The organism is Streptomyces sp. S4.7, from assembly GCF_010384365.1.
Classification (GTDB): Bacteria; Actinomycetota; Actinomycetes; order Streptomycetales; family Streptomycetaceae; genus Streptomyces.
The window spans coordinates 1,466,521-1,485,825 of record NZ_CP048397.1; the positions used below are offsets into that span (position 1 = coordinate 1,466,521).

At 71.9% G+C, this 19,305-nt stretch carries 22 protein-coding genes; 8 read left to right on the forward strand and 14 right to left on the reverse strand.

The genetic code is table 11. From position 1 onward, the window contains the following. The first annotated feature begins 35 nt into the window (after window positions 1-35). Complete coding sequence (locus SSPS47_RS06480; RefSeq protein ID WP_164249427.1) at window positions 36-1,568, forward strand: S8 family serine peptidase; 1,533 nt, start codon at window positions 36-38, stop codon at window positions 1,566-1,568. A 60-nt stretch (window positions 1,569-1,628) separates the two neighbouring features. On the opposite strand, the gene SSPS47_RS06485 is transcribed toward SSPS47_RS06480, so the two are convergent. Together SSPS47_RS06485 and SSPS47_RS06490 are read right to left on the reverse strand one after the other, a co-directional pair. After that, window positions 1,629-2,249, reverse strand: coding sequence for a lysoplasmalogenase (locus tag SSPS47_RS06485; protein WP_164254415.1), 621 nt, complete (start codon window positions 2,247-2,249; stop codon window positions 1,629-1,631). Window positions 2,250-2,305: 56 nt separating this feature from the next. Continuing rightward, the gene (locus tag SSPS47_RS06490; protein WP_164249429.1) at window positions 2,306-3,139 is read right to left on the reverse strand and encodes a sterol desaturase family protein; all 834 of its coding nucleotides are present in this window, start codon (window positions 3,137-3,139) and stop codon (window positions 2,306-2,308) included. 196 nt (window positions 3,140-3,335) lie between these two features. Here SSPS47_RS06490 and SSPS47_RS06495 point away from each other — a divergent pair, with 196 nt between their 5' ends. The 5 genes from SSPS47_RS06495 to SSPS47_RS06515 all read left to right on the forward strand — a co-directional run bounded on the left by SSPS47_RS06495 (window position 3,336) and on the right by SSPS47_RS06515 (window position 8,199). Continuing rightward, on the forward strand, window positions 3,336-4,388 hold the full coding sequence (locus SSPS47_RS06495; RefSeq protein ID WP_164249431.1) for a DEDDh family exonuclease: 1,053 nt from the start codon (window positions 3,336-3,338) through the stop codon (window positions 4,386-4,388). Window positions 4,389-4,451: 63 nt separating this feature from the next. Then, window positions 4,452-4,685 (forward strand): hypothetical protein, encoded by a 234-nt coding sequence (locus SSPS47_RS06500; protein ID WP_078077992.1) that lies wholly within the window; start codon window positions 4,452-4,454, stop codon window positions 4,683-4,685. A gap of 106 nt (window positions 4,686-4,791) precedes the next feature. After that, window positions 4,792-5,580, forward strand: coding sequence for an SURF1 family protein (locus tag SSPS47_RS06505; protein ID WP_147872046.1), 789 nt, complete (start codon window positions 4,792-4,794; stop codon window positions 5,578-5,580). Between the two features lie 29 nt (window positions 5,581-5,609). Beyond that, window positions 5,610-7,439 carry a glycoside hydrolase family 15 protein gene (locus tag SSPS47_RS06510; protein ID WP_164249433.1) on the forward strand — a complete coding sequence of 610 codons (1,830 nt, stop codon included), beginning with the start codon at window positions 5,610-5,612 and terminating at the stop codon, window positions 7,437-7,439. Window positions 7,440-7,443: 4 nt separating this feature from the next. Beyond that, on the forward strand, window positions 7,444-8,199 hold the full coding sequence (locus SSPS47_RS06515; RefSeq protein WP_164249435.1) for an SDR family oxidoreductase: 756 nt from the start codon (window positions 7,444-7,446) through the stop codon (window positions 8,197-8,199). Window positions 8,200-8,263: 64 nt separating this feature from the next. Here SSPS47_RS06515 and amaP read toward each other — a convergent pair whose 3' ends face one another. From amaP to SSPS47_RS06540, 5 genes are read right to left on the reverse strand one after another with little or no spacing between them, the layout of a single operon-like run. Next, window positions 8,264-8,842 carry an alkaline shock response membrane anchor protein AmaP gene (amaP, locus tag SSPS47_RS06520; protein ID WP_164249437.1) on the reverse strand — a complete coding sequence of 193 codons (579 nt, stop codon included), beginning with the start codon at window positions 8,840-8,842 and terminating at the stop codon, window positions 8,264-8,266. Window positions 8,843-8,846: 4 nt separating this feature from the next. Next, on the reverse strand, window positions 8,847-9,542 hold the full coding sequence (locus SSPS47_RS06525; RefSeq protein ID WP_164249439.1) for a DUF6286 domain-containing protein: 696 nt from the start codon (window positions 9,540-9,542) through the stop codon (window positions 8,847-8,849). After that, on the reverse strand, window positions 9,539-9,883 hold the full coding sequence (locus tag SSPS47_RS06530; RefSeq protein WP_164249441.1) for an Asp23/Gls24 family envelope stress response protein: 345 nt from the start codon (window positions 9,881-9,883) through the stop codon (window positions 9,539-9,541). Before SSPS47_RS06530 ends, SSPS47_RS06525 begins: the two co-directional genes overlap by 4 nt. 6 nt (window positions 9,884-9,889) lie before the next feature. After that, window positions 9,890-10,081, reverse strand: a complete 192-nt coding sequence (locus SSPS47_RS06535; protein ID WP_147872058.1) for a hypothetical protein — start codon at window positions 10,079-10,081, stop codon at window positions 9,890-9,892. 35 nt (window positions 10,082-10,116) lie between these two features. Beyond that, complete coding sequence (locus SSPS47_RS06540; RefSeq protein WP_164249443.1) at window positions 10,117-10,605, reverse strand: Asp23/Gls24 family envelope stress response protein; 489 nt, start codon at window positions 10,603-10,605, stop codon at window positions 10,117-10,119. 94 nt (window positions 10,606-10,699) lie between these two features. Here SSPS47_RS06540 and SSPS47_RS06545 point away from each other — a divergent pair, with 94 nt between their 5' ends. Then, the gene (locus tag SSPS47_RS06545) at window positions 10,700-11,401 is read left to right on the forward strand and encodes a hypothetical protein (RefSeq protein WP_164249445.1); all 702 of its coding nucleotides are present in this window, start codon (window positions 10,700-10,702) and stop codon (window positions 11,399-11,401) included. Window positions 11,402-11,422: 21 nt separating this feature from the next. Here SSPS47_RS06545 and SSPS47_RS06550 read toward each other — a convergent pair whose 3' ends face one another. The 4 genes from SSPS47_RS06550 to SSPS47_RS06565 all read right to left on the reverse strand — a co-directional run bounded on the left by SSPS47_RS06550 (window position 11,423) and on the right by SSPS47_RS06565 (window position 14,939). Further along, window positions 11,423-11,614: a hypothetical protein gene (locus tag SSPS47_RS06550; RefSeq protein ID WP_164249446.1), complete on the reverse strand. Its 192-nt coding sequence runs from the start codon at window positions 11,612-11,614 to the stop codon at window positions 11,423-11,425. Window positions 11,615-11,864: 250 nt separating this feature from the next. Beyond that, window positions 11,865-12,656 (reverse strand): enoyl-CoA hydratase/isomerase family protein, encoded by a 792-nt coding sequence (locus SSPS47_RS06555; protein WP_164249448.1) that lies wholly within the window; start codon window positions 12,654-12,656, stop codon window positions 11,865-11,867. Window positions 12,657-12,785: 129 nt separating this feature from the next. Continuing rightward, window positions 12,786-13,004 (reverse strand): helix-turn-helix domain-containing protein, encoded by a 219-nt coding sequence (locus SSPS47_RS06560; RefSeq protein WP_023542602.1) that lies wholly within the window; start codon window positions 13,002-13,004, stop codon window positions 12,786-12,788. 336 nt (window positions 13,005-13,340) lie between these two features. Continuing rightward, window positions 13,341-14,939, reverse strand: a complete 1,599-nt coding sequence (locus SSPS47_RS06565) for an ABC-F family ATP-binding cassette domain-containing protein (RefSeq protein ID WP_164249449.1) — start codon at window positions 14,937-14,939, stop codon at window positions 13,341-13,343. 234 nt (window positions 14,940-15,173) lie between these two features. On the opposite strand from SSPS47_RS06565, the gene SSPS47_RS06570 reads away from it, so the two are divergent. Then, window positions 15,174-15,575 carry a VOC family protein gene (locus tag SSPS47_RS06570; RefSeq protein ID WP_164249452.1) on the forward strand — a complete coding sequence of 134 codons (402 nt, stop codon included), beginning with the start codon at window positions 15,174-15,176 and terminating at the stop codon, window positions 15,573-15,575. A 63-nt stretch (window positions 15,576-15,638) separates the two neighbouring features. Here the strand turns inward: SSPS47_RS06570 and SSPS47_RS06575 are convergent, their stop codons facing one another. The 3 genes from SSPS47_RS06575 to SSPS47_RS06585 all read right to left on the reverse strand — a co-directional run bounded on the left by SSPS47_RS06575 (window position 15,639) and on the right by SSPS47_RS06585 (window position 19,169). Further along, entirely contained in the window at window positions 15,639-16,970 is a 1,332-nt protein-coding gene (locus tag SSPS47_RS06575; RefSeq protein WP_164249453.1) for a hypothetical protein, read from the reverse strand. A gap of 259 nt (window positions 16,971-17,229) precedes the next feature. Further along, on the reverse strand, window positions 17,230-18,357 hold the full coding sequence (locus SSPS47_RS06580) for an alpha/beta fold hydrolase (protein ID WP_164249455.1): 1,128 nt from the start codon (window positions 18,355-18,357) through the stop codon (window positions 17,230-17,232). Between the two features lie 95 nt (window positions 18,358-18,452). Continuing rightward, window positions 18,453-19,169: a class II aldolase/adducin family protein gene (locus SSPS47_RS06585; RefSeq protein WP_164249457.1), complete on the reverse strand. Its 717-nt coding sequence runs from the start codon at window positions 19,167-19,169 to the stop codon at window positions 18,453-18,455. Window positions 19,170-19,305 lie beyond the last annotated feature (136 nt).

Genomic DNA, 19,305 nt, shown 5'->3' on the forward strand with positions numbered 1-19,305 from the left:
CGCAGGGGCGGCCTCACGGACGATGTGGAGAACCCATGGCTCATCTGAGATCCGGACGACGGCGCGCACTGGCTCTGCCCGTCGGTCTGGCGCTCATCGCCTCGCTCGGCTTCCTGCCGGCCGGGTCGGCATCGGCGGCGCCCGTCGACGACACCGCGGCCGCTGTCTCGACGGACGGCCCGAAGCTGTCGTACGTCGTGAACACCAACGGCGGGCACTCCACCGTCAAATCGGTGAAGAAGGCCATCGCCAAGGCCGGCGGGACAGTGGTGATCGCCTATGACCAGATAGGTGTCATCGTCGTCCACTCGCAGAACCCGGAGTTCGGGGAGACGATCCGCAAGGTGCGGGGAGTCGCTTCGGCGGGAGCCACCCGTACGAAGCCGCTGTCGGCCCAGACCACCACGGACATCAAGGCGGAGCAGCCGCTGTCCGCCAAGGAGGCGAAGGCCGCCACGGCGAAGGCGTCCGAGGACCAGGACGCGCTGGAGCCCCTCCAGTGGGACCTGCCGGCCATCAAGGCCGACAAGGCGCACCAGAAGACGCTCGGCAGCAGCAGGGTCACGGTCGGTGTGATCGACACGGGTGTCGACGACACCCATCCCGATCTCGCGCCGAACTTCGACCGCGGCGCCTCGGTCAGCTGTGTGGGCGGTACGCCCGACACGGCGGACGGCGCCTGGCGTCCGGGTCCCGGGGAGAGTGACCACGGCACGCACGTCGCGGGCACGATCGCCGCGGCCAAGAACGGCACCGGTATCACCGGCGTCGCTCCGGGCGTGAAGGTCTCCGGCATCAAGGTGTCGCAGCCCGACGGCTTCTTCTACACGGAAGCGGTTGTCTGCGGCTTCGTCTGGGCCGCCGAGCACGGCGTCGATGTGACCAACAACAGCTATTACACCGACCCGTGGCTGTTCAACTGCGAGGACGACCCGGACCAGAAGGCTCTGGCCGACGCCGTCACCCGGGCGACCCGCTACGCCGAGGGCAAGGGCGCCGTGAACGTCGCCGCCGCCGGCAACTCCGACCTGGATCTGGCCGCCGACGAACTGACGGACACCTCCAGCCCGAACGACACCACTCCCGGTGATCGTGTGATCGACCCCAAGGAGTGCCTGGACATACCGTCCCAGGTGTCCGGTGTCGTCACGGTCTCCGCGACCGGTGCGAAGAACCTGAAGGCGTCGTACTCCAACTACGGTCTCGGGGTCATCGACGTCGCCGCTCCCGGCGGCGACCGGACGGCGTACCAGGCGCCGGAGGCGCCCGCCGTCAACGGTATGGTCCTGAGCACGCTGCCCGGTGGTGGCTTCGGCTACAAGGGCGGTACGTCGATGGCTTCCCCGCATGCGGCGGGTGTCGCGGCGCTGATCAAGTCGAAGCACCCGTACGCCTCGCCGTGGCTGGTGAAGACGTTGCTGAGCGCCCAGGCCGACGCGGCGTCGTGCACCAACCCGTACGACATCGACGGTGACGGCACCGTCGACGCGGTGTGCGAGGGCGGCAAGAACAAGAACGGCTTCTACGGAGCCGGTGTGGTCGACGCGCTGGACGCCGTCCGCTGGTAGCAGCGTTCACGTGAGTCGGTAAGTGGGTGGGCGGGCCGTCCGGACGGGCGGCCCGCCCACTCATGTCCGGGGCCGGGCCGTGAGGATCCCGGCCGTCAGCAGGGCCTGCGCCGCGATGTAGGTCAGCATGATCCACAGGTCGACGGCCGGCGGCTGCGGCCACTCGGCGACGCCGGTGGCGATGAGCGTGTCGGAGAGCAGGAAGAGCGCGCCGCCCGCCCCGGCGAGCACGCCCAGTCCGCTCGCCCGGTAGGCCATGGCGGCCAGCAGGAGGCTGTACACGGCCACGGGGACGCGCAGTTCGGCCGGGAGTCCGGGCCACAGCAGAGCGAGCGTCACAAGGAGCAGCAGGCCGTATCCCACGGCGAGATCGACCCGGGTGCGGCGGCGGCCGAAGAGCGTCAGGTAGCAGAGGTGACCGGCGGCGAAGCAGCCCATGCCGGCGAGGAACGCCCCGTCGTCCGACGAGAGGAGGAAGACGTCACCGCCCCAGCCGAGGAGCAGTGCGGCGACGAGCGGGCGGGGTCCGCGCCGGGCGGCCACGTACGCGGCGAGCAGCGGCATCAGCACTGGTTTGGCGAGGAGTTGACCGGTCCGGGAGTCCACGGCGACGGCCACCAGCTCGGCGAGCGCGGCGACGGCGAAAGCCACCAGGAGCGCCTTGGCGAGCCGGCCGCCCACGCGTTCGTCCACCCGTCCCGCCGCCGGGCCGCTCTCCGGTCCTGCCACCCGCCCGTTCACTCGGGCTGCCAGCCCGGTCCGCGGAAGACCCGTCCGGCCCGTTCGCGCCAGTCGCGCGCCGCCCGTACGTCGCGTGCGATGGCCGCGTACTCGTGGGTGGCGACCCGCAGCGGGTTGTAGGTCTCTATGTTCTTCGTGAGCCCGAAGACCGGCCGTACGGTCTCCGCGGCGAAGGAGCCGAAGAGACGGTCCCAGACGATCAGGATCCCGCCGAAGTTCCGGTCCAGATAGCCGCCTTGGGAGGCGTGGTGCACCCGGTGGTGCGAGGGCGTGTTCAGGACGTACTCGAAGGGCCGGGGCAGTCTGTCGATCCGCTCGGTGTGCACCCAGAACTGGTAGACGAGGTTCGCCGACGAGCAGAAGGCGAGCGCCGCGGGATGCGCCCCGAGCAGGATGAACGGGAGGTAGAACGGCCAGACGGTGAGCGAGGTCCAGGGCTGGCGCAGTGCGGTGCTGAGGTTGAACTTCCGGCTGGAGTGGTGCACCACGTGGCAGGCCCACAGGATCCGGACGACGTGGTGGCCGCGGTGGGACCAGTAGTAGAGGAAGTCCTGCGCGAGCAGCATCAGGGGGATCGTCCACCACAGGAGGGGGACGCGCAGCGGCGTCAGTTCGTAGGCCGCCGTGTAGATCGCGACGACGGGGATCTTCCACAGGAGGTCGAAACCGAGGCTGCCGAGGCCCATGGAGAGACTGGTGGCGGCGTCCTTGCCGGAGTAGCCGGCGGCGTCCTCGTCGGGATGCAGCCGGTAACTCACCACTTCGACCAGGGTGAGCAGGACGAACGCGGGGATCGACCACAGCACGACATCGGGCAGGTTCGGCGGCATGTCAGCACCGTAGGGCGGGGTGCGCGGCCCCCGCTAGATGTTGTTACTGACAAGTATGTGAGACATCCTGTCAGCGGAATTTGGTGAGTTCCACCAAGGGGTGATCCGGACGGTCCGTCAACGTCCGCGGCCCGCGGCGGAGTCGGGGGCCGGACCGGGGCGAGTCACGGAGTGTCAGTCGCGGCCCGTATTGTCTGTGACCATGCTCGACGACCCTGCGACTTCAGCGATGTGGCCGGCCGCGTACCCCCGGGGGTACGCGGTCGTCGACGTGGAGACCACCGGACTCGCCCGTGACGACCGGATAGTGTCCGCGGCCGTGTACCGGCTGGACGCGCTGGGCAATGTCGAGGACCACTGGTACACGCTGGTCAATCCCGAGCGGGACCCGGGGCCGGTCTGGATCCACGGGCTGACGACCGATGTGCTGGCGGGGGCGCCGCTGTTCAGGGATGTCGAGCGGGAGTTCTCCGAGCGGCTCGCGGACCGGGTGCTCGTCGCGCACAACGCATTCTTCGACTGGTCGATGATCTCGCGCGAGTACGCCCGCGCGAGGGCGACCGCGCCCACGCGCCAGCGGCTGTGCACCATCGCGCTCGCCAAGGAGCTCCGACTGCCGCTGCCCAACCACAAGTTGGCCACGCTCGCCGAGCACTTCGGCGTCGCGCAGCAGCACGCCCACCACGCGCTGGACGACGCGCGCGTGCTCGCGGAGGCCTTCCGGCCGAGCCTGCACGCGGCGGCGCGCGACGGGGTGCGGCTGCCGCTGCTCGAATGCCGGCCGCTCACGGAGTGGTCGGACAGCCCGGCGGCGCCGCTGATCGGCCATCAGCCGACGTACCGTCCGACGAGCTGGCGGCCGTCGCGCCGGCTCCCGGCCTGCCCGTATCCGAACCCCGGGCGGTACGAGAGCGACAAGCCGCTTGCGCAGGGGATGCGGGTGGCCTTCTCGGGTGACACGTCGGTCGACCGCGAGCTGCTGGAGGACCGGGCCGTCGAGGCGGGGCTGCACGTGGCCACCAGCGTCTCCCGGAAGACGAGTCTGCTGGTGACGAACGACCCGGGGTCGGCGACGTCGAAGACGGTGAAGGCGGCGGAGTACGGCACGCCGGTCGTCGACGAGGCGGCGTTCACCCACCTGCTGCGTGATGTGGCGCCCGCGCCCGGCACCGTTCCCGCGCCCGCCCCCGCGCCGGGGCCCGGCGCGGTGCATGCCCCCGTACCGGCCCCGTTCCCGGCAGACGGGTGATTGCGCCGCGACTCGCCTGCCGTCCGCTCGCACACCACGCCACCGCGTCACACCCTGTGGCGCATGGCACGTTGCGAAGTATGCGGAAACGAGTACGGCATGTCGTTCGAGGTGCACGCGCAGGGCGCCGTGCACGTCTTCGACTGCTTCTCCTGCGCCATCCACCGCATGGCGCCCGTCTGTGAACACTGCCGGGTCCAGATCATCGGCCAGGGCGTCGAGGTCGAGGGCCAGTGGTTCTGCGGCGCGCACTGCGCCCGTGCCGAAGGGAGGACGGGCATCGTCGACCGGGTGTGAGGTCCGCCGGCGGGCCCGGTCGTGGGCCGGCTCGCGGGCCGGGCCCGCCGGGCGGGCGGGCGGACCCGCTGCGGGGGACGGCACGAGCGCCGGGTACCGTCGAGGCGTGTACCGCTTCCTCCTGTCGCGGCAGTGGGTGATCCTCACCCTGTTCGCCCTCGTGCTCATCCCCGTGATGATCGAGCTGGGTTTCTGGCAGTTCCACCGCCATGAGCACCGGGTGGCGCAGAACACCCTGATCGCCGACAACCTGAAGGCGAAGCCGGTCCCGGTCACCGACCTCACCTCCCCCGGCCACAGCGTGCCGCGTGCCGACTTCTGGCGGCAGGTCGAGGCCACCGGCACCTACGACACGGCGCACGAGGTCGTCGTCCGGCGCCGGACCAACAGCGACGAGAAGGTCGGCTTCCATGTGCTGACCCCGCTCGTCCTCGGCGACGGCCGCGCCGTCCTGGTCAACCGCGGCTGGATTCCCTTCGGCGAGGACCAGCGGTCCTTCCCCGACATCCCGGCGGCGCCGAAGGGCGAGGTCACGGTCACCGGCCGGCTCAAGGCCGACGAGACGACCGGCAGCAGCGGAATCAAGGAACTCAAGCACCTCCCGGACCGCCAGATCATGCTGATCAACAGTGAGCAGCAGGCCCGGTCGCTCGGCCGGACCGTACTCGGCGGCTACATCGAACAGACCGCCCCCGCAGCGCCGGGCGACAGCCCGCAGCAGATCCCTGAGCCGGACTCCGGCTCCATCGGCGCCCACATGGCGTACGCCGTGCAGTGGTGGCTGTTCACCGCCGGCGTGCCTGTCGGGTGGGTCATCCTCGTACGGCGCGAATTGCGCGACCGCGCGGCGACCGCCGCCCGGGGCACACCTGAGCGCGAGACCGCCGCCGCATAACCCGCCTGTCCTGCGGGAACAGGGCTGAGGTGACCCAACGCATCGAGGACTACGCCCTCATCGGCGACTTGCAGACCGCGGCCCTCGTCGGCAGAGACGGCTCCATCGACTGGTTGTGCCTGCCACGCTTCGACTCGGCCGCCTGCTTCGCGTCCCTGCTCGGCAACAAGGAGAACGGCCACTGGCTGCTCGCCCCCCGTGGCGCGAACCGCTGCACCAGCAGGCGGTACACGGGCGACTCACTGGTGCTGGAGACCCTCTGGGAGACCAGGAGCGGCACGGTGAAGGTCACCGACTTCATGCCGCAGCGCGACGTCGCACCGGACGTCGTGCGGATCGTGGAGGGCGTCAGCGGCACCGTCGAGATGAACGCCACCCTGCGGCTGCGCTTCGACTACGGCTCGATCGTGCCGTGGATGCGCAGGACCGACGGCCAGCGCGTCGCCGTCGCCGGACCCGACTCGGTCTGGCTGCGGAGCGTCTCGCGGGCGCGGCCCGTCGGCGGTGAACTGGCCCCGAACGAGAAGCCGGTGGTCAAGACCTGGGGCCAGGAGTTCAGCACCTGCTCCTCGTTCACCGTCGGCGCCGGGGAGAAGGTCGCCTTCGTCCTCACCTGGCACCCCTCGCACCTGCCGCGCCCCGATCTGGTCGACCCGTTCGAGGCCCTGGAGCACAGCAAGGAGGACTGGGAGGAATGGGCGGCGCGCTGCACGTACGAAGGGCCGTACCGCCAGGCGGTCCTGCGCTCCCTGCTGACGCTGAAGGCGCTCATCTACGCCCCGACCGGGGGCATCGTGGCGGCCCCCACCACCTCGCTCCCCGAGGAGTTGGGCGGCGTACGGAACTGGGACTACCGCTACTGCTGGCTGCGCGACTCGGCCCTCGTCCTCAACGCCCTGCTGTCCGTGGGCTATGTGGAGGAGGCCGAGGCCTGGCGCGACTGGCTGCTGCGCGCGGTCGCCGGTGATCCGTCCGACCTCCAGATCATGTACGGGGTCGCCGGTGAACGGCGGCTGCCCGAGGCGGAGTTGCCGTGGCTGAACGGTTACGGGGGCGCGCGCCCGGTCCGGGTCGGGAACGAGGCGGTCGAACAGCTGCAGCTCGACGTGTACGGCGAGGTCATCGACTCCCTGCATGAGGCACGTGGCGTCGGCCTCACCGGCCGCCCGCACGCGTGGGACCTCCAGCTCGCCCTGCTCGGCTTCCTGGAGTCGAAGTGGCGCGAACCGGACGAGGGGCTGTGGGAAGTGCGGGGCCCCCGGCAGCACTTCACGCACTCCAAGGTGATGGCGTGGGTCGCCGCCGACCGCGCGGTGAAGACGCTGGAGGCCGATCCGTCGCTGCGGGGAGATGTGAACCGGTGGCGGACGATGCGCGACGAGGTGCACCGGGATGTGTGCGAGAAGGGCTTCGACCCGGTCCGTAACACCTTCACGCAGGCGTACGGCTCCCAGGAGCTGGACGCCGCGACGCTCCTCATCCCCCGCTACGGCTTCCTGCCGCCGGACGATCCGCGGGTCGTGGGCACGGTCGACGCGGTACGGGCCGAGCTGGGCAAGGAGGGGCTGGTCCACCGCTACAGCACGGAGGGGACATCGGTCGACGGACTGCCGGGCGGGGAAGGAACGTTTCTCGTCTGCTCGTTCTGGCTGGCCGACGCCCTGCTGATGACCGGCCGCAAGAAGGAGGCGACGGAACTCTACGAGCGCCTTCTCGCCCTGCGCAACGACGTCGGTCTGCTCGCCGAGGAGTACGACGCGGCGCTCGGGCGGCAACTGGGCAACTACCCGCAGGCGTTCAGCCATATCGGGCTCGTGGGGACGGCCCTCGCCCTGGCCGCGGCGGACGAGGCAGGATAGGGGCATGGATCTTGGACTGAAGGACCGTGTCTATGTCGTCACCGGCGGGTCCCGGGGGCTGGGACGCGCGTCGGCCGAGGCGCTGGCGGCGGACGGCGCGAAGGTGGTCGTCACGGGGCGCGACGAGGAGTCCGTCACCGGTGCGGCGGCCTCGATCGGCCCGAACGCGTTCGGGGTGGCCGCGGACAACGCCGATCCCGCTGTCGCGGACCGTCTGATAGCCGTGGCGCGGGAGCGGTTCGGCGGCTTCGACGGGATCCTGATCAGCGTCGGCGGCCCGCCGCCGGGGCTGGCCCTGGACACCACGGACGAGCGGTGGCGGTCGGCGTTCGACTCCGTCTTCCTGGGCGCGGTACGGCTGGCGCGCACGGCGGCGGCGGAGCTGGGCGACGGCGGGGTGATAGGTCTCGTGCTGTCCGGCTCGGTCCACGAGCCGATCCGCGGCCTCACGATCTCCAACGGTCTGCGGCCGGGCCTCGCGGGCTTCGCGAAGTCACTCGCGGACGAGGTGGGCCCGCGCGGCATCCGCGTGATCGGCCTGCTCCCGGCCCGGATCGACACGGACCGCGTCCGCGAGCTGGACTCGCTGTCCGACGACCCGGCGGCGGCGCGCGCGGGCCACGAGTCCCGCATTCCGCTGCGCCGCTACGGCACACCGGAGGAGTTCGGCCGCACGGCGGCGTTCATGCTCTCCCCGGCGGCGTCCTACCTGACGGGCCTGATGCTCCCGATCGACGGCGGCACGCGCCACGGCTACTGACCCCCGGCCGGCACCGACGAGCCTCTCCGGCGTTGGAGGAGCGGGGTCGCGGTGGCAGCCCCGGTCAGGTCACCCGCTGCGCCCGGTGCTTGGCCGCCCGCAGCCTCGCCTCCGTAGGCAGCGCCTCCAGCCCCGCCGAATCCCGCGCATGCCCCACCGCCTCCCGCGTGAGCCCCTCCAGCGCCTCCCCCGGCGCCACATGAGGCTCCAGCAGCAACCGCACCCGCGCCTCCGGCGCGCTCCGCCGCCCGGTCAGCCGGACCCGCGCCCGGGACACACCGTCCAGCGACTCCGCCTCGCTCGCCAGGACGTTCTCCAGCGCCCGGCCCCTCAGCAGCGCGCCCTCCCCGTCGCCGCTGTCGACCAGCACCTCCGCCAGCCGCGCGCGCCGCAGTTGGGACAGCAGCCACCACAGCATCAGCAGCAGCAGGACCGCGAGCACGGCGATGACGACCGGCCACCACCAGCCCTGAGCGCTCCAGCGGTCCCGGTCGTCGTGGCTCAGCAGCACGTCCTTCTTTCCGGTGTACGGCCACCAGGACGGGACGGACGCGCCCAGCCCCGTCGCGAGCACCGCGCCGCCCACGCACAGCAGCACCAGCCCGACCAGGCCCAGCAGGACACGGTTGACGACCATGAGCATCCCGTCACCCCTTCTTCGTCGGCCGACGGACGTGCACGGAGAGCGCGGGCGGCCTGGCCAGCCCCAGGTCGCCGATGCCGACGGCCAGCGCGGTGTCCAGATCTGCGCGTACGTCGTCGAGTTCGCGGAAGTGCGACACGGCCCGCACCCGGACCTTGGTGCGGCGGGCCCGCACCCGTACGGACTGCACGCCGGAGACCTCCAGCGCCCGGTCGCGCAGCGTCAGCGCCGCCGCTTCCCGGTCGAGCCCGGCCCGTACCCGCGCGGGACCCTGCCGCATCGGCAGCACCTGGCGCAGCCCCGGGGTGAGGGCGAGGACGATCAGCCACACACCGACGGCCGCCGCGACGCCCGAGCCCACCAGGACCCAGGTGTTGTCCAGCGGCTCGGTGGCGAGTTGGCCGGCGAGCCACCGTCGCCAGTACATGGCGGGGTGATCGGCCCGTACGGCCACGACGTCGTACAGCAGCAGCGCCGCCGCGCCGAGCAGTACGGCCGCGATCACCACGGCCGGGATCCGGCGCCAGGACCAGAAGCGGCGGACCCTGCCGTCCCCGTCGTCCCGTGCCAGGGTGGGCCTCGGTTCGTAGCGGGCGGCGGAGGCGGACTGGTCCAGTTCGAGCAGGTCCGCGCGGACGGCCCCCTGCACCCCTGATGCCTCCGGCGTACGTTCGGTCCCCTCACCCGCCGGTTCGCTCATCGGATCCTCCCCTGCGCCGCGCGCGACTGGGCGGAGTGGAGCCGTTCGACCGTGACGACCACTTCCGGCACCTCCATCCCCGCCAGAGCACTTACCCGCCGGGCGACCCGGTGACGCACCGCGCCGCACTGGGCGCCGATGTCGGAGGGGTAGTCCAGCTCGACACCGATCCGTACACGCGCCACCTCGTGGTGGACCAGCACGCCGGCGTGCGGCGCCTCGCCCCCTTCCGGTACGCCGTGCAGGGCTTCCCGCGCCGCCTGTGCGGCGATCTTCGCGACGACGCGGTCGGCGATCGTGGTCGCCCCTCGCTCCGCGGACGCCACCCGCTCACCGGCCACGGACCGTCACCGCCGTCGTTCGTCGCGTTCGCGGCCACGGAAGAGGTCGCCCGGTTCCAGATCGCCGTCGAGGAACCGGCCGACCACGAACCCCACCGCGCCCAACGCGGCCACCAGCAGAAAGGCTCCGAACCCACCGAAGTATCCGGCGAACGCCAGGGCCATACCGGCCAACAGGCCGACCAGCGCCATGCTCATCTAGTGACTCCTCATCGGTCTCGCGGATCCGGCCGTTACTGGAGCCGTGACTCGGGCTCGTCGTCCTCTTCGTCGGGCAGCTTCACATCGCTGACGGCGATGTTGACCTCGACGACCTCCAGGCCCGTCATCCGTTCGACGGCGGAGATCACGTTCTCCCGCACGTCACGGGCGACATCGGCGATCGCCACGCCGTAGTCGACGACGATCTCCAGGTCCAGGGCGGTCTGTACCTCGCCCACCTCGGCCTTCACACCGCGCGAGACGGACTTGGTGCCACCGGGGACCCGGTCGCGTACGGCGCCGAAGGTGCGGGACATACCGCTGCCCATCGCGTGGACGCCGAGCACGTCACGCGCGGCGAGGCCGGCGATCTTCTCCACGACGCCGTCGGCGATGGTGGTCCGTCCGCGGGCGGACGGGTCGCCGACGGCTCTCCTGCCGCCGGAGGGCTTCCGCTGGTCCTCGCTGGACGACGACTTGGCCGATGGCTCGGACTGGTTGCGCTGCGTGGTCTCGGACATGGAGATTCGCCCCTTTCCGGGCGCTGGTGGACTCTTCGCTCACATTAGGGCGACTTGCCCGGTCTCGCGCCGGGAATGCGGCAGTCTGGGGCCCATGACGACTGCTCACAGTGGGAACGGTGCGGACGGTTGGAGCGCGGCGGTGCACGAACGGCTCGGCCTCGGCCGGCTGCTCCCGCTGGGCGACCCGAAAGACGGGGCGTGGCTGGCCGAATGGGCGGCGACGACCGCGCTGCGGCGTACGACGGCGGAAGTGCCCGGCACCACGCTGGGCCGGCTGAGGCTCTCCCTGGCCGACCCCGGATCGGCCGACCGACCCGCCGTGAAGCCGCCGCCCAGTGCGCTGCCGCCGGGGGCACTCCGCATCGAGGCGGACTTCGCGACGGTCGCGGGCGAGCCCCTGCCGGACGTGGCGGAGCGGCTGCGCAGGGCCCTGTACCTGCACGCGGTGGACCGGCTGGGGCTACGGGTGACGGTGGTGGATCTGCGGGTGACGGCGCTGCTGGAGGAGCCGGACACGGACTCCTCGGGGACCGCTGCGCCAGTCGGGGCAACCGCGGTCCTTCCGAGGGGTACGGCGGCGGTCGTCGCGGCGAACGTCCCCGGCGTCGCCCATCTGTCCGGGGCGCTCGGTACTCCGGTGCTCGTCACGAGTGGGCATGTCCGCGTCGAGCTGGCGACGGCGTCGGGCCACCATCCGCCGGAGGTGGCCCGCGCGGTGAGCCGACAGGTCTCGGCGGCGCTGCCGAGCCATCCGACGGTGGCGGTCCTGATCACCTCGGTGGACGTTCCCTGACGGTGCTGAAGGTGCCGACGGTCAGAGTGCCTGCGCGCCGGTGGCGGTGGCTGTGGCCGTGCCGGGGCCGGTGGCTCCGTTGTCCGCCACCGTGGTGGAGAGGATCGCGATGCCGCCGCCGAGGCCGAGGAGGCCACCTCCCCCGTAGCCCTCGAGGGGGGCACAGGAGGTGCTCCCCGCGTTGTCGGAGTCGGACAAATGCGGCCGGCCCATCCACCACACCGATCCTCCGCCTCGCGACCCACCGCGCCGGCCGCCGCGGGCCCCGCCCCACGGGCGGACGGCGCTACATCCCGGACACGCCCTAGCTGTATTGACCCGCAGGGCAGGGCTCACGGCGGCTGGCGCGTGCGATCGCAAGACGGAGGATCGCATCCGTACCGGGCGTACGTGGGCGAGTCCGACAACGCAGCGGGCGTGCGTGCCAGCCGCCGTGAGCCAGACGCCAGTTCGAAGACAGGACCTAGTCCCCCAGGCCCGCCAGGTCCCGCAGGCGGCGCGCCTGGGCCGCACGTTCGGCGGCGCGTTGTTCGTCGTACGGACGCGAGGACGCGCCCAGCAGCAGGGCCTTCGTCTCGACCGTCGCGTCGCGCGGCGCGGCCAGGATCGCGGCCGTCAGGTCCCCGACCGCCGCGTCGAGTTCGGCCGGCGGCACCACGAGATTGGCGAGGCCGGTGCGCTCGGCCTCGTCGGCCTGCACGAAGCGGCCCGTCGCACAGATCTCCAGCGCGCGGGCGTAGCCGACGAGCCCCACGAGGGGGTGCGTGCCGGCGAGGTCGGGGACCAGCCCGAGACTCGTCTCGCGCATGGCGAACTGCACGTCCGACGCGACGACCCGCAGGTCGCAGCCCAGCGCGAGCTGGAATCCGGCGCCGATGGCGTGCCCCTGGACGGCGGCGATCGACACGATGTCGCTCCGGCGCCACCAGGTGAAGGCGGACTGGTACGCGGCGATGACCGCGTCCAGGTCCGTGTCGGAGCGGCGCGCCAGCTCCGGGAAGGAGGGTTCACCGTCGAAGCCCTCGGGAGTGAACGCCTGCCGGTCGAGGCCCGCGGAGAAGGATTTCCCCTCGCCGCGCAGCACGACGACCCGCACGCTGCCTGGCAGTGACTGCCCGGCTTCCGTCAACGCCCGCCACAGAGCGGGAGACTGAGCGTTGCGCTTGGCCGGGTTGGTCAAGGTCACCGTGGCAACCGCGTCCTCAACGGTGAGCCGTACGCCGTCCTTGTCGAGCACGTGATCGAGCGAAGTCATGGGACGCCTCCGGTTCGGTGCAGTCAGCACGCCTGGCTAAGTGACTGCACAGTAACCACCCGGTCGACCGCGACGACCGGCCGGGTGGTCACCGGCGGAACCGGTGGCCGGAGAAGCTGTACGCGGTCGTCAGGCCGAAGCCTTCTTGCCGCGCGTCGCTCCACCGCGTCCCCGGAGTGTGACTCCGGACTCGCTGAGCATCCGGTGGACGAATCCGTAGGACCGGCCCGTTTCCTCGGCCAGCGCACGGATACTCGCACCGGAGTCGTACTTCTTCTTCAGGTCTGCCGCGAGCTTGTCGCGCGCGGGGCCGGTTACCCGGCTGCCCTTCTTCAGAGTCTCGGCCACCCGTGCCTCCTCATGAAAATGCGCTCTGGACTTCTCATGATCACCCCTCGGGGCGCTCCTGGCCACCCATTCAGCAAGGTTCCCGTCACAAGCTTCGAGGGAGCCCCGCATTCGAACACGAACGGAATGACGAATTCCAGACCGGCGCGGGCCGGCCCTTCATCGGGCACACGGAGGAAACAGCAGGTCAGACGCCGTACACCGGAAAGCTGATCGAACCGCTCCCGGAACGGCTTGATCGTCGGCGCGCCACGCCAAAGTACGAGACGTACTCACTCAGATGATGGATCACCGCTGAGCCGAATGATCCATACGGAGTGGATCACGCCCGTGCGGTCAGGCCAGCGCCACCAGATCCGCGTAGTCCGCGCCCCAGAGGTCCTCGACACCGTCGGGCAGCAGGATGATCCGTTCCGGTTCGAGCGCCTGGACGGCGCCCTCGTCGTGCGTGACGAGGATGACCGCGCCCTTGTACGTGCGCAGCGCGCCGAGGATCTCCTCGCGGCTGGCCGGGTCGAGGTTGTTCGTGGGCTCGTCCAGGAGCAGCACGTTGGCCGACGAGACGACCAGGGTCGCGAGGGCCAGGCGGGTCTTCTCGCCGCCGGACAGGACGCGGGCGGGCTTCTCGACGTCGTCCCCGGAGAAGAGGAACGAGCCGAGGGTCTTGCGGACGTCCACCAGGTCCAGGTCGGGGGCGGAGGACCGCATGTTCTCCAGGACGGAGCGGTCGGGGTCGAGCGTCTCGTGCTCCTGCGCGTAGTAGCCGAGCTTGAGGCCGTGCCCCGGTGTCACCTCGCCGGTGTCGGGCTTCTCGACCCCGGCGAGCAGCCGCAGCAGGGTGGTCTTGCCCGCGCCGTTGAGGCCGAGGATGACGACGCGCGAGCCCTTGTCGATGGCCAGGTCGACGTCCGTGAAGATCTCCAGGGAGCCGTACGACTTCGACAGGCCCTCGGCGGTCAGCGGCGTCTTGCCGCACGGCGCCGGGTCGGGGAAGCGCAGCTTGGCGACCTTGTCGGACTGGCGTACCGCCTCCAGGCCCGAGAGCAGGCGCTCGGCGCGGCGTGCCATGTTCTGCGCGGCGACGGTCTTGGTGGCCTTGGCGCGCATCTTGTCGGCCTGCGAGTTGAGCGTGGCGGCCTTCTTCTCCGCGTTGGCGCGCTCGCGCTTGCGCCGCTTCTCGTCGGACTCGCGCTGCTGCTGGTAGAGCTTCCAGCCCATGTTGTAGACGTCGATCCGCGAGCGGTTGGCGTCCAGGTAGAAGACCTTGTTGACGACCGTCTCGACGAGGTCGACGTCGTGGGAGATGACGATGAAGCCGCCGCGGTAGGACTTGAGGTAGTCCCGCAGCCAGACGACGGAGTCGGCGTCGAGGTGGTTCGTGGGCTCGTCCAGGAGCAGGGTGTCGGCGTCCGAGAAGAGGATGCGGGCGAGTTCGACGCGGCGGCGCTGGCCACCGGAGAGCGTGTGGAGGGGCTGGCCGAGCACACGGTCGGGCAGGCCGAGCGCGGCGGCGATGGTGGCGGCCTCGGACTCGGCGGCGTAACCGCCCTTGGTGAGGAACTCCGTCTCCAGGCGCTCGTACTTCTTCATCGCCTTCTCGCGGGTGGCGCCCTTGCCGTTCGCCATCCGGTCCTCGTTCTCGCGCATCTTCTTCAGAACGGAGTCGAGGTCGCGGGCCGAGAGGATGCGGTCGCGGGCGAGGGTGTCGAGGTCTCCGGTGCGCGGGTCCTGCGGCAGATAGCCGACATCGCCGGAGCGGGTGATGGTGCCGGCGGCGGGGATGCCCTCACCCGCGAGGCACTTGGTGAGGGTGGTCTTGCCCGCTCCGTTGCGGCCGACGAGGCCGATGCGGTCGCCCTTGGCGATACGGAAGGAGGCTGACTCGATGAGGACGCGAGCGCCGGCGCGCAACTCGACACCGGTGGCGGTGATCACGGAAAAACTCCAAGGCGGTATGGACGGCGGAAGGGCGGGCGGAGGGGATTCTTCGACGCCGGCTAATGCACAAGGAGAAATGCCATACGGCCGAGTCTACCGGGGCCGGACAACTGGTTTTCGCCCGAAGGGGTCCCTCCTGGGCGGTCGGCCGGGCTGCGTTGTCGGTGACCGGTGCCAGACTGGAAGAACTGAGACGCAGGTCACAACCGAACGCGGAGAAGGGTGATCAGCATGGCCGCTGTGCCGACTGTCTGTCCGACGCTCGTGTACGAGGACGCGAAGGCTGCCATCAGGACGCTGAAGGACGCCTTCGGCTTCACGGAGGTGAGTGTGTACGAGGGCGAGGACGGCAGCGTGCTCCATGCCGAACTGGCCCATGGCAGCGGCATGGTGATGCTGGGCTCCAGGAAGGGCGAGGGCGTCTTCGCCGAGGCGATGGCGGGCGGCGGGCCCGCCGGGGTCTATGTGGTCGTCGAGGACGTCGACGCGCACCACGCGCGGGCCGTGGAGCGGGGCGTGGAGATCCTGATGCCGCCCACGGACCAGGACCACGGCTCGCGGGACTACATGGCGCGCGACGCGGAGGGCAACGTGTGGAGCTTCGGGACGTACGCACCGGGCGCCGGCGGCTGAGCCGCCGGGGCGGTGCGGCAGCGGTTGGGGCCCGGTGCGTACGGCCCCAACCGCGTGATCCCGTCAGGCTCCGCCGGTGTGGACCTGGAACGCGGCGCGGCGTACGGCCTTCGCGAGGGCCGGGTCGGGGTGCGCGGCCGCCAGCGCGACCAGCACCTGCACGGTGCGGGGGTGGCCGACGGCCCTGACCTCGTCGAGCAGGGCGGGGACGGTGCCCTGGACGGCCGAGTCGAGATGGCGGACCAGGAGCGCGGTCTCGCCGTGGTCGGCGACGGCCGCCGCGGTGTCCACCCAGAGCCAGGTCGACTCCTCACGGGTGAGGACGTCGGGCGCGTCCTCGGGGTCCGTGCCGTCGTACTCGGCGAGCCAGAGCAGGGCGTAGGGGCGCAGGGAGGGTTCGGCGGAGGCGGTGCGCACCTCCGGCTCGGCGGGGGCACCGACGACGCGCAGGGCCTCGAAGGCCAGTCCGCGCAGGAGCGCGTCCTCGCCGCGTGCGACGGTGAGGAGTTCGGTGACCGCGCTGCCGACGGTACGGGCGGCGAGCCAGGCGCGGTACTCCGCGCGGGCCGGTCCGGGGGTGAGCCGGGCGCAGCCGCGCAGCATGTTGTCCGCGGACTGCTCGATGTTGCCCGCCGGGCTCTGCGCGGCGACGCAGATCTGCTCCAGCTTGACCCAGACCGCCCAGTTGCCGAGCGGGGTGAGCGTCGCCTGGCCGGCTCCGAGGGTCAGCGCGCCGACGGCGGCCAGGCCCTCCAGGGCCCAGTCGAGGAGCGGCGGGAGCGGGACGGCGGCCGTGGCCGGCGTCGGCTCCGGTGCGGATGCGGTCGGGGCGGCCGTGGGGCCGGACGCGGCCCGTGGGTCGTACGGCACCTCGCAGCGCTCGTCGCGCAGTTCCGCGACGCGCTGCTGGAGCAGGTCGAGAAGCGCCGGTACGAGCACGGGGCCCGCCGAGAGCTGGAGGAGGGAGAGCACCTGGGGGACGGCTTCGACGACCTCGGCGACCGTGGCCGGGGCGACGTGGTCGGGGGCGGCGTGGACGAGCGACCAGGCGTCGAAGAGGGCGACCCAGCCGCGCAGGACGGCGGAGTCGTCCCGGTCCCAGGCGCGCAGGCGCCAGCCGGGGCGTGCGGTGGTGCCGTGGAGTTCGACGAGCCCGGCGAGCCTGGCGCGGTCCCAGCCCGCGCTCACCTGGTCCGCAGTCAACTCCAGGGCGGCGGCGGCCCGTTCACGCGCCTTCGGGGCGAGCGGGCCCGCGCCCGGCGCCCGGTCGGCCGCGGCCCAGCGGGCGATCCGTACGGCGTCGGCGAGGACGGCCCTCGCCTGACGGGCCAGCTCCGCGGGAGGCGGTGTGCCCTCCGGCGGGCGGGGCGCCGGACGTGTTCGTCCGGTGGTCACGGCCCGTCGGGCCGTGGTCAGGGCTCGCGGGCGGACGAGTCGGAGTCTGGAGTTGCGCGCCAATTGCTCATCAGGCTTTCGGGACGTCACGGGTGCAGTCTTCCCGCTGATTGCCCGAAAGCCCAAACGGAACCTCCCGGCCGGGCCTCCGGCGGCCGGTCACACGCCCGGGAAGACACCGGACCGGAGGGTGGCCGGGGTGTGCTCCGGCCACCTCTGTACGGAGGTCGCGTCACGCTGGGGCCCTTGGGGTGCGGGGCTACATGAGGGGCGTGAGGAAGCGGCGGAGCGTCTCCTCGTAACCGAGGGGGTCGGCGTTCCACATCGCGCCGTGCGGGGCGTCGGAGACCGTGTGCAGGGTGACCAGTTCGGGGCGGCGGGCGGCGAGTTCACGGGACGGGTACCAGGGGGAGAGGACGTCGTCGGGGCCGTGCACGATCAGCGTCGGGACGTGGAGTTTCCCCGGATCGGCGACCACGGGCAGTCTGCCGCCGCGCAGTCCGGTCCGGCCCTGCGCCGCGCGGACGGCCAGCGGCAGCAGCGGAGACGGGGTGCGGCGTGCGGTGGCCAGGGCGCGCAGCGTGGTCTCCCAGTCGAGCACCGGGCTGTCCAGGACGAGTCCGGTGATCCGGTCGCGCTGGCCGGACTTCTCGGCGGCGTGCAGGGCCATCGTGGCCCCGACGGACCAGCCGTACAGGATGACGTGTTCGGCGCCTTCCCGGACGGCGTGGCGGATCGCCGCGTCGAGGTCGCGCCATTCGGAGTGGCCGAAGTGGCCGAGGCCGTCCGGCGGGGGCGGGGCGCCGCGGTCGCCCCGGTAGGCCAGGTTCAGCACCGGGAACTGCTGGTCCACCAGGAACTCAAGGACGTTCATGGGGTGCTCGGGGGTCGCGCCGAGGCCGTGCGCGGTGATCACCCAGGTGTCGCGGCTGCCGGGCACGAACCAGCCGGGCAGCGGGCCGAGTTCGCCGGGGATCTCCACCTGGTCGTGGTCGATGCCCAGCGCGGTGGCGGGGTCACCGTGGTGGAGCTGGGGCGTGAGCCGGACGCGGCTGCCGGCGCCGAGGGTGCCCCGCCCGACGCGTTCCAGTCTGCGGACGACCGTGTCGGGCGGGTGCGGTACGTCGTCGATGACGGGGCCGACGACGGCCTGGACGTCCGCGGACTCCAGGCCGTAGGTGCCGGGGCGCAGGGAGGCGAGGCAGCGGGTCAGGGTGACGCGGCCGGCGGCCGTGGCGTGCACGGCGAGCCGTGGGTCGCCCGGCAGGGGCCGTCCGGGGGGCGCCTTGAGCGCCGCGTCGCTGGCGTACCGGCCGACCGCCACCGCGGCCGTGCCGACACCGATCACTGTGGTGACGGCTGCTGCCGTCGCTCTGGCCGGGCGCATTTCCCCAGTGTCGGTACGGACGGCCGGTACGGCCAGTGGAGCGGGCGTCCGGGGTGACGTTCCGAGTTCCCGCGGGGGCGGGCGGTCCGGCGTGGTCAGCTCCGCTGGCCGTAGCCCTTGAGCTGCTCCTCGACGTCCCGTACCTGCTCCCGTGAGAGGAGGGCCGGCGTACGGCCGGGGACGGAGGTGGCGGTGAGCCACAGACGGCACATCCACTCCAGCTGGGCCGTGCGGTCGTACGCCTTGTCCAGGGTGTCCGCGTAGGTGACGGTGCCGTGGTTCTGGAGCAGACAGCCCGTACGGTCGCGCAGCGCGCGCACCATGTGCCCGGCCAGCGCCTCCGTGCCGTACATCGCGTACGGGGCGACCCGGACAGGTCCGCCGAAGTCCGCCGCCATGTAGTGGATCAGCGGGAGTTCGGGGACGAGGGTGGAGACGGCGGTGGCGTGGACGGCGTGGGTGTGCACCACGGCGCCGGCGGTGGAGTTGCGGTAGACCTCCAGATGCATCGGCAGCTCGCTGGTGGGTCTGAGGCTGCCGGTGACCTGTCGGCCGTCCAGATCGACGGCGACGGTGTCCGCGGGCGTCAGCCGGTCGTACGGCACTCCGCTCGGGGTGACGAGGACGAGCTCCCCGACGCGTACGGAGACGTTGCCCGAGGTGCCGACGACCAGTCCGTCGGCCGCGCTCCGCCGGGCGGTCACGACGAGGTCCCGCCAGGCCCGTTCGATCTCCGGGCCGTCCGGGTGCCCGTGTCCGTGCCCGTGCTCGCTCCCGCGGTCGTGTCCGTGCGTGTGTCCGGTTTCCGTCATGCGGCGATTTTGCCAGGCGGTCCAAGGGAGTTCGCGGGGTCCGAAGGTCCCTCGGTGAGGTGAATCTCTCCCCCGGCGCGGGCCCCCGGCGAGCGGGCCGGGGCGGGCCGCCTCGGAGGCCCGGGAGGGGGCCGGA

What these genes read in the sequence shown, in the direction of transcription:
- SSPS47_RS06480 (WP_164249427.1), top strand. Translation starts at nt 36, where the DNA reads ATGGCTCATCTGAGATCCGGACGACGGCGCGCACTGGCTCTGCCCGTC.
- SSPS47_RS06490 (WP_164249429.1), bottom strand. Translation starts at nt 3,139, where the DNA reads ATGCCGCCGAACCTGCCCGATGTCGTGCTGTGGTCGATCCCCGCGTTC.
- SSPS47_RS06500 (WP_078077992.1), top strand. Translation starts at nt 4,452, where the DNA reads ATGGCACGTTGCGAAGTATGCGGAAACGAGTACGGCATGTCGTTCGAG.
- SSPS47_RS06515 (WP_164249435.1), top strand. Translation starts at nt 7,444, where the DNA reads ATGGATCTTGGACTGAAGGACCGTGTCTATGTCGTCACCGGCGGGTCC.
- amaP (WP_164249437.1), bottom strand. Translation starts at nt 8,842, where the DNA reads ATGCTCATGGTCGTCAACCGTGTCCTGCTGGGCCTGGTCGGGCTGGTG.
- SSPS47_RS06525 (WP_164249439.1), bottom strand. Translation starts at nt 9,542, where the DNA reads ATGAGCGAACCGGCGGGTGAGGGGACCGAACGTACGCCGGAGGCATCA.
- SSPS47_RS06535 (WP_147872058.1), bottom strand. Translation starts at nt 10,081, where the DNA reads ATGAGCATGGCGCTGGTCGGCCTGTTGGCCGGTATGGCCCTGGCGTTC.
- SSPS47_RS06540 (WP_164249443.1), bottom strand. Translation starts at nt 10,605, where the DNA reads ATGTCCGAGACCACGCAGCGCAACCAGTCCGAGCCATCGGCCAAGTCG.
- SSPS47_RS06545 (WP_164249445.1), top strand. Translation starts at nt 10,700, where the DNA reads ATGACGACTGCTCACAGTGGGAACGGTGCGGACGGTTGGAGCGCGGCG.
- SSPS47_RS06550 (WP_164249446.1), bottom strand. Translation starts at nt 11,614, where the DNA reads ATGGGCCGGCCGCATTTGTCCGACTCCGACAACGCGGGGAGCACCTCC.
- SSPS47_RS06555 (WP_164249448.1), bottom strand. Translation starts at nt 12,656, where the DNA reads ATGACTTCGCTCGATCACGTGCTCGACAAGGACGGCGTACGGCTCACC.
- SSPS47_RS06570 (WP_164249452.1), top strand. Translation starts at nt 15,174, where the DNA reads ATGGCCGCTGTGCCGACTGTCTGTCCGACGCTCGTGTACGAGGACGCG.
- SSPS47_RS06580 (WP_164249455.1), bottom strand. Translation starts at nt 18,357, where the DNA reads ATGCGCCCGGCCAGAGCGACGGCAGCAGCCGTCACCACAGTGATCGGT.
- SSPS47_RS06585 (WP_164249457.1), bottom strand. Translation starts at nt 19,169, where the DNA reads ATGACGGAAACCGGACACACGCACGGACACGACCGCGGGAGCGAGCAC.